Below are 5,561 nucleotides of genomic sequence, written 5' to 3'. Positions count from 1 at the left end.
TGGACGGCATGAACGTGGTCGGCGACCTGTTCGGCGCCGGCAAGATGTTCCTGCCCCAGGTGGTCAAGTCGGCTCGGGTGATGAAGCAGGCGGTGGCCTACCTGATCCCCTACATAGAGGAAGAGAAGCGCGAGCTGGCCCAGGGCGAGAGCCAGGCCAAGGGCAAGATCGTGATGGCCACGGTCAAGGGCGACGTCCATGATATCGGCAAGAACATCGTCGGCGTCGTTCTGCAGTGCAACAACTACGAGGTGATCGACCTGGGCGTGATGGTGCCGGCGGAGAAGATCCTGCAGACGGCCAGGGCCGAGAGCGCCGACATCATCGGCCTCTCCGGGCTGATCACCCCTTCGCTGGACGAGATGGTCCATGTCGCCAGGGAGATGCAGCGCCAGGGCTTCACCCTGCCGCTGCTGATCGGCGGCGCCACCACCTCCAAGGCGCATACCGCGGTCAAGATCGAGCCCGGCTACGCGCATCCGGTGGTCTATGTGCCGGACGCTTCCCGGGCCGTGGGCGTGGCCGGCAAGCTGCTCTCTCCCGGCCTCAAGGAGGCCTATGTCGCCGAGATCCGCAGCGAGTACGAGCAGGTGCGCGAGCGCAACGCCAAGCGACGCCCCAAGGCCGCCGATCTCAGCTATGCCGAGGCCCGAGCGCGCAAGTTCGTCATCGACTGGGCGCACTATACACCGCCGCAACCGACCATGATCGGCCTTCAGGTGTTCGAGGAGTACGATCTCGCCGAGCTGGTCGAGCGCATCGACTGGACGCCCTTCTTCATGAGCTGGCAGCTGGCCGGCAAGTACCCGAAGATCCTCGATGACGCGGTGGTGGGCGAGGCGGCGCGTAACCTGTTCGCAGATGCCCAGGCGATGCTCGCCAGGCTGATCGACGAGAAGCGGGTGCGGGCACGCGGGGTGATCGGCATCTGGCCGGCCAACAGCGTCGACGACGACGTCATCGAGGTCTACGCCGACGAGTCGCGCCAGGAGGTGATCGAGCGGCTTTACCATATCCGTCAGCAGAGCACCAAGAACCGCGACGGTGTCTGCTACAGCCTGGCTGATTTCGTCGCGCCGAGGGAGAGCGGCAAGCCGGACTGGATTGGCGGCTTCGCGGTGACCGCCGGGCATGGCGTGGAGGAGCTGGCCGAACACTACAAGGCCGCCGGTGACGACTACAACGCCATCATGGTGCAGGCCCTCACCGACCGCCTGGCCGAGGCCTTCGCCGAACGCATGCATGAGCGGGTGCGCAAGGAGATCTGGGGCTATGTGCCGGATGAGACCCTGGCCAACGATGACTTGATCGCCGAGAAGTACCAGGGGATCCGTCCGGCCCCCGGCTACCCGGCCTGCCCGGACCATACCGAGAAGGCCACCCTGTTCCGCCTGCTCGACGCCGAGGCCAACAGCGGCCTTACGCTCACCGAGAGCTTCGCCATGTGGCCCGCCGCCGCGGTGGCCGGCTGGTACTTCTCGCACCCCCAATCGAAGTACTTCGCCACCGGCAAGATCACCCGCGATCAGGTCGAGGCGCTGGCCGAGCGCAAGGGCATGGCCCTGGCCGAGATGGAGCGCTGGCTCTCGCCGGTGCTCTCCTACGACCCGGCCTGACCGGCCATGCCAGCCGCCAGAGGGCCCGCCGGGCGGGCCCTGACCCGACGGATGCCCATGCTGCCCGAGCCCACTCGACGCCAGACGATCCTGCGACTCGCCCTGCCGATCATCGCCGCCATGCTCTCCCAGAGCCTGATCAACCTGATTGACGCCGCCATGGTGGGGTCGCTGGGCGAGGTACCCCTGGCCGGTGTCGGCATCGGCGGCTATGCGATGTTCCTGATCACCGCTCTGGTGTTCGGCCTCTCCTCCGGCGTCCAGGCCCAGACCGCACGGCGCCATGGCGAGGAGGCCTGGGACCTCCGGGCCGTGCCGTTGAATGCGGGGCTGGTGATCGCCGTCATCGCCTCGCTGCCCATCACGGCGCTATGCCTGTGGCAGGCGCCCCGCCTGCTGGCGCTGATCAACCAGGACCCTGCGGTGAATGCGGTGGCGGTGGAGTATTTCCGCTGGCGGGTGCTGTCTCTGGTCGCCGTGGCGATGATCTTCTGCTTTCGCGGCTACTGGAACGGCATCCAGCAGACCGGCATCTATCTGCGCATCATCCTTGCGATGCACGCCATCAATGTGGGGGCGAGCCTGGCGCTGATCTTCGGCTATCTGGGGCTGCCCGCCATGGGGGCCGCCGGCGCCGGCGCCGGTACCACCCTGTCGCTGTTCCTGGGACTGGCCATCTGGGCGCTGCTCAGCGCGCGGCATGCTGCCGGCAGCGGCTTTCTCGCCGGCTTCCCGCGGCGACTCACCTTCGCGACCACCCTGCGCCTGGCCACGCCTCACTCCTTCCAGCAGCTGTGGTTCGCCGCCGGCTACGCGGTGCTGTTCTGGATCCTCGGCCAGATCGACACCGCAAGCGTCGCCGTTGGCCACGTGCTGGTGAATCTTTCGCTGCTGCTGATCCTGCCCGGCGTGGGGCTCGGCATGGCCGCCATGAGCCTGGTCGGTCAGGCGCTGGGGCGCGAGGCCCATCATGATGCCCACCGCTGGGGCTGGGAGGTGGTCCATCTGGCGTGGCTCTGCCTGGCGGTCCTGGCGCTGCCCATGGCGCTATTTCCCGAGGCGGTGCTGGGGATCTTCCTGCATGACCCGACGCTGGTCGACCTTGGCCGGCTGCCGCTTCAGCTCACCGCACTGATGATCGTGCTGGATGCCGCCGCCCTGGTGCTGGCACAGGCGCTGCTCGGCGCCGGGGCCAACCGCACCGTGATGACCACGACCCTGAGCCTGCAGTGGCTGGTGTTCCTGCCGCTGGCCTGGTGGATCGGCGTCGGCCTGGAGCAGGGGCTGCTCGGCATCTGGTGGGCGCAACTCGGCTATCGCTGCCTCAACTCCGCCTGGTTCGCGGCCATCTGGCAACGCCGTCGCTGGCAGCGCCTCCGGGTGTGACGCCACTCCCTGCTCTCGGCTGGTAATTACTTTTCGCATAAAAACTATAAGTATTTATTCTTTCCAAGTATAAAGCGGTAAGCGTATGGTGCACCTTCAGGCTCCGCCACCCTTCACTGCAGCAGGAACGGCTGAATGTACCGCTACGACAGCTACGACCAGACGCTTGTGGATGAGCGCGTCGCCCAGTTCCGCGATCAGATGAATCGCTATCGGGACGGCCGACTCGGAGAGGAAGAATTCCGTCCGCTGCGTCTGCAGAATGGTCTCTATATCCAGAAATATGCGCCCATGCTGCGCATCGCTATCCCCTACGGCATGCTATCGAGCACTCAGCTCAGGCGCCTGGCGTCCATCACCCGCCGCTATGACCGCGGTTACGGCCACTTCACCACGCGCCAGAACCTGCAACTCAACTGGCCGGCCCTGGAGGATGTTCCCGATATCCTCGGAGAACTCGCCGAGGTGCAGATGCATGCCATCCAGACCAGCGGCAACTGCATCCGCAACACCACCAGCGACCAGTTCGCGGGCATCGCCGCCGACGAGGTGGAGGATCCGCGTCCCTGGTGTGAGCTGATCCGTCAGTGGTCGACCCTGCATCCTGAATTTGCCTTCCTGCCGCGCAAGTTCAAGATCGCCGTGACCGGAGCCGCCGCCGACCGCGCCGCCATTCAGGTCCACGACATCGGTCTGCGCCTGTGGCACGACGCCAGTGGCGATGTGCGTGTCAAGGTTCTGGCCGGCGGCGGCCTGGGCCGCACGCCGATGATCGGCGACGTGGTGCGCGAGGACCTGCCCTGGCAGCACCTGCTCACTTACCTTGAAGCGATAGTCCGGGTCTATAACCAGTTCGGCCGCCGTGACAACAAGTTCAAGGCGCGCATCAAGATCCTGGTCAAGGCGTTGGGCATCGAGGAGTTCAGCCGCCGCGTCGAGGCCGAGTGGGTCCACCTCAAGGATGGGCCCCAGACACTCACCCGGGCCACCGTGGAGGCCGCCGGAGCCCACTTCGAGGAGCCACAGCGCCGACCGGTGAGCGAGGCCGCCATCGCCGAGTTCGAGCGCCTGCGCGGCGATAATCGCGCCTTCGCACGGTTTGTCACCAACAACGTCACCGATCACAAGGTGCCTGGCTACAAGGCCGTGACCCTGTCGCTCAAGCGACGCGAACACGCTCCGGGCGACGTCACCGCAGAACAGCTTGACGCCGTCGCCGATCTGGCCGAACGGTACAGCTTCGGCGAGACCCGCGTGACCCACGAGCAGAACCTGGTGCTCTCCGACGTGGCGGTAGATGAGCTTGAGGACCTGTGGAAGGCGCTCGATGAACATGGCATGGCCAACCCCACCGTAGGCACCCTCAACGACATCATCTGCTGCCCCGGGGGAGACTTCTGCGGCCTGGCCAATGCCGTATCGATCCCCATTGCCCAGGCGCTTCAAGAGCGTTTCGAAGATCTCGACTTCCTCTACGATCTGGGGCCTCTGGATCTCAACATTTCAGGCTGCATGAACGCCTGCGGCCACCACCATGTGGGCCACATCGGCATCCTCGGCGTTGACAAGAAGGGCGAGGAGTACTACCAGATCTCGCTGGGCGGCAACGCCACCGACGATGCCTCCCTGGGCAAGATCCTCGGTCCCTCCTTCTTCCGCGAGGATGTTCCGGAGGTGATCGACAAGATCCTCAAGGTTTATGTCGAGCAGCGTCATGACGATGAACACTTCCTCGACACCTATCGCCGAATCGGCCACAAGCCCTTCAAGGAGCGGGTCTATGCCTGATCGCCATCTGGAACCGACACGCACCCTGATCAAGCTGGGCCAGCCGGAACAGGATGAGTGGGCTCTGTCGCGTGTCGAAGAGGGACTGCCGAGCCTGCGCCCCGTGGTCGTGCCCCTGGCGCTGTGGCGCGAGCATGACCAAGAGCCCGGGCTCGCCCCTTGGCTGACCAGCGACACCGAACTTGACGCCGGCCTGGCCGCTGAACTGTCACGGGCACCGCTGGTGGCTATCGACTTCCCGGCCTTCACCGATGGTCGTGGCTATACCCTGGCCCGCTTGCTGCGCGAACGGCACGCTTACCGCGGCGAGATTCGGGCTATCGGCGACGTTCTGGTCGACCAGCTCTACTACATGACCCGCTGCGGCTTCGATGCCCTGGCGCTGCGCGAGGACCAGCACCTGGAGGATGCCCTGCGGGCGCTGGGCGCATTCAGCGTCAGCTATCAATCGGCGGTAGACCAGTCGGAGGCACTCTTCGAGCGCCGCCTGCGCGAGAACGACCAGGCCTGAAGCAGACCCTCGAATCCTCTAGGCGGCCCCTGCATTCTTCGGGGGCCGCTGAAGTGTGCCGGCACCTCCATGCCTGAGCGATTTCCGCTCTTCTTTCCAGGCTCCACTCCCCGAGCCCCTTTCCAGGCCCTCTACCCCTTTCCAGTCCCTCTACCCTCGCCGCTTCTGCTGCCGCTCACGGTTGGTGGACCTCGCCCGTTCGCTCTTGCGCAGCATCACCCAGGTGGCGCCGAGGCCGCCGTCCGATGGCTGGGCGGAGA

4 protein-coding genes and 1 pseudogene are annotated in these 5,561 nt (G+C 65.7%); 4 read left to right on the top strand and 1 reads right to left on the bottom strand.

What is annotated here, in order from left to right; all coding sequences use genetic code 11:
- From IBX53_RS14225 to IBX53_RS14210, 4 genes are all read left to right on the top strand, one after another.
- A partial coding sequence (locus tag IBX53_RS14225; protein ID WP_290910460.1) for a vitamin B12 dependent-methionine synthase activation domain-containing protein occupies positions 1-1,616 on the top strand: 1,616 nt, incomplete at its 5' end.
- A 57-nt stretch (positions 1,617-1,673) separates the two neighbouring features.
- Entirely contained in the window at positions 1,674-3,002 is a 1,329-nt protein-coding gene (locus tag IBX53_RS14220) for an MATE family efflux transporter (RefSeq protein WP_290910458.1), read from the top strand.
- Between the two features lie 135 nt (positions 3,003-3,137).
- A complete protein-coding gene (locus IBX53_RS14215) occupies positions 3,138-4,790 on the top strand; it encodes a nitrite/sulfite reductase (RefSeq protein WP_290910456.1) in 1,653 nt (550 codons plus the stop codon).
- Positions 4,783-5,301, top strand: coding sequence for a DUF934 domain-containing protein (locus IBX53_RS14210; protein ID WP_290910454.1), 519 nt, complete (start codon positions 4,783-4,785; stop codon positions 5,299-5,301). The genes IBX53_RS14215 and IBX53_RS14210 overlap by 8 nt, the downstream gene beginning before the upstream one ends.
- 150 nt (positions 5,302-5,451) lie before the next feature.
- Here IBX53_RS14210 and IBX53_RS14205 read toward each other — a convergent pair.
- Positions 5,452-5,561 (bottom strand): annotated as a pseudogene (locus tag IBX53_RS14205) (DNA endonuclease SmrA); the annotation flags it as partial.

Source organism: Halomonas sp., assembly GCF_014859505.1.
In the GTDB taxonomy this organism is placed as follows: domain Bacteria; phylum Pseudomonadota; class Gammaproteobacteria; order Pseudomonadales; family Halomonadaceae; genus Halomonas.
This window is presented reverse-complemented; position numbering and strand designations above follow the sequence as displayed.